This window comes from Mesorhizobium sp. M1E.F.Ca.ET.063.01.1.1 (assembly GCF_003998155.1).
Lineage (GTDB): Bacteria > Pseudomonadota > Alphaproteobacteria > Rhizobiales > Rhizobiaceae > Mesorhizobium.
The window spans coordinates 1-2,108 of record NZ_RZSC01000912.1; the positions used below are offsets into that span (position 1 = coordinate 1).

The following is a 2,108-nucleotide window of genomic DNA, read 5'->3' on the forward strand; positions in this document are numbered from 1 at the left end:
GGTGGATGGCGCCCTGCATGCCCGCCGCGCCCTCGTTCGAGCCATAGGTGATGTCGATCGTCTTGGTGTCGAAGCGGTCCTCGGTATGGCCGATTGAGCGTATCTTCTCCAGATCGCCATTGGTCAGGATCGGCTGGCGCACCTCGAGCCGCTTGCGGCGCGACGTGCCGACCAGGTCGAAGATGTTCGGCCGCGGACCGATGAAGGACACCAGGCTCATCACCAATTCCTCGCGAATCGGGTCGATCGGCGGATTGGTGACCTGGGCGAAGTTCTGCTTGAAGTAGGTGTAGAGCAGCTTCGACTTGTCCGACATCGCCGAGATCGGCGTGTCGGTGCCCATCGAGCCGACCGCTTCCTGACCGGTGGTGGCCATCGGCGCCATCAACAGCTTGGTGTCTTCCTGCGTATAGCCGAAGCTTTGCTGGCGATCGAGCAGACTGACGTCCTTGCGCAGCGCGCGCGGCTCGACCGGCTTCAGGTCTTCGAGGATGAGCTGCGTGTTTGCGAGCCACGTCTTGTAGGGATGCTTGCTCGCGATCTCCGACTTGATTTCCTCGTCGGAGACGATGCGGCCCTTGGCGAGATCGATCAAAAGCATGCGGCCGGGCTGCAGCCGCCACTTCTGCACGATCTTCTCTTCCGGCACCGGCAGCACGCCGGCTTCCGAGGCCATGATGACGCGGTCATCGTCGGTGACGATGTAGCGCGCCGGGCGCAGGCCGTTGCGGTCGAGCGTGGCGCCGATCTGGCGTCCGTCGGTGAAGACCACCGCCGCCGGCCCGTCCCACGGCTCCATCAGCGCGGCATGGTACTCGTAGAACGCCTTGCGGTCCTGATCCATGAGCTTGTTGCCGGCCCAGGCTTCCGGGATCAGCATCATCATGGCGTGGCTCAAGCTGTAACCGCCCTGGAACAGGAATTCGAGCGCGTTGTCGAAGCACGCCGTGTCCGACTGGCCGTCATAGGAGATCGGCCAGAGCTTCGAGATGTTGTTGCCGAACAGCTCGGAGTCGACCGAGGCCTGGCGCGCCGCCATCCAGTTGTTGTTGCCGCGCACCGTGTTGATCTCGCCGTTATGCGCGACCATGCGGTAGGGATGCGCCAACTTCCATGACGGGAAGGTGTTGGTCGAAAAGCGCTGGTGGACGAGGATCAGCGCGGTCTGGAAGCGCGGATCGGTGAGGTCCTTGTAGTAGGCGCCGACCTGGTAGGCGAGGAACATGCCCTTGTAGACGATGGTGCGCGCCGACAGCGACACGCAATAGGCGCCGATGTCCTTGTTGTCGTTCTCGGCGTAGATGCGGCCGGAGATCACCTTGCGCAGCAGATAGAGCCTGGCCTCGTATTCCTCGTCATCCGGAATATCGGCCGTACGGCCGATGAAAACCTGCCGATGGAACGGCTCGGACGCCACGATGTCCGGCGCCTTCGACAGCGACGAATTGTCGACCGGCACGTCGCGGAAGCCGATGAGCGGCAAGCCCTCGGAATGGGCCGATTCGGCGATGATGTCCTCGATATGGGCGCGAAGCTCAGCATTCTGCGGCATGAACCAGTGGCCGACGCCGTACTGGCCGGCCGGCGGCAGTTCGATGCCCTGTGCAGCCATCTCCTCGCGGTAGAACTGGTCCGGAATCTGCACCAGCACGCCGGCGCCGTCGCCGACCAGCGGATCGGCGCCGACGGCGCCGCGGTGGGTGAGATTCTCAAGCATCGCCAGGCCGTCCTCGACGACCTGATGCGACTTCACGCCCTTCATGTTGACGATGAAGCCCACGCCGCAAGCGTCGTGCTCGTTGCGCGGATCGTAGAGACCCTGCGCGGTCAAGCCGTTGGTGGCGCGAGTCGGATTTTTGACGGCTGCCGCTTTCGTCTGCGCGGCCTGGCCGTTGATCGCAGATGGCGTCAGTTCCGTCATCGTCCTGTCCTCCGTTCCGCACCCCTGTCGCTGGTTTGCCTCGGGGCGCTGGTTTGCCTTGGGAAGCACAACGCTTCCCTTGATCTTTGCTGCACGTCTCGCGAAATTCTTGCCGAACCATGCGGCTATACGCCCCGGTTCGCATCCCGGTATCGTACAGGCCAGAGCGGAGCCGTCTACCCGCCGC

Annotated in this window: 1 protein-coding gene; it reads right to left on the reverse strand. The window is 63.6% G+C overall.

The window, feature by feature from the left end; translation table 11 throughout:
* The coding region (locus tag EOA29_RS34165) for a glutamate synthase central domain-containing protein (protein WP_281061126.1) at window positions 1–1,921 on the reverse strand (1,921 nt) is incomplete at its 3' end.
* Window positions 1,922–2,108: the final 187 nt, after the last annotated feature.